The organism is Yokenella regensburgei ATCC 49455, from assembly GCF_000735455.1.
Taxonomy (GTDB): Bacteria; Pseudomonadota; Gammaproteobacteria; order Enterobacterales; family Enterobacteriaceae; genus Yokenella; species Yokenella regensburgei.
The window spans coordinates 1-324 of sequence record NZ_JMPS01000055.1 but is presented as its reverse complement, the minus strand read 5'-3'; the positions used below and the strand labels follow the sequence as shown (position 1 = coordinate 324).

General features: G+C 59.6%; 1 protein-coding gene. It reads left to right on the top strand.

The window, feature by feature from the left end; translation table 11 throughout:
* Positions 1-32: 32 nt before the first annotated feature.
* On the top strand, positions 33-324 hold a 292-nt coding region (locus tag GYRE_RS14335), incomplete at its 3' end, for a metal ABC transporter substrate-binding protein (RefSeq protein WP_038256162.1).

Genomic DNA, 324 nt, shown 5'->3' with positions numbered 1-324 from the left:
TCAGTCTGCGGGCGTCTTTTAAGGGGAAAACGATGACGAAACGTATGGGGATTGCTCTGGCGCTGGCATTGAGCGTGATGGCGCAGGGGGCGATGGCGAAAACACTGAACGTGGTTGCCAGCTTCTCGGTGCTGGGGGATATGGCGAAACAGGTGGGTGGCGATAACGTCAATGTCACTACCCTGGTGGGGCCGGATGGTGACCCGCATACCTATGAGCCTTCGCCAAAGGACAGCGCGATGCTGGGCAAGGCTGACGTGGTGGTGGTGAACGGACTGGGGCTTGAAGGCTGGCTCGACAGGCTGGTGAAGGCTTCCGGCTTCA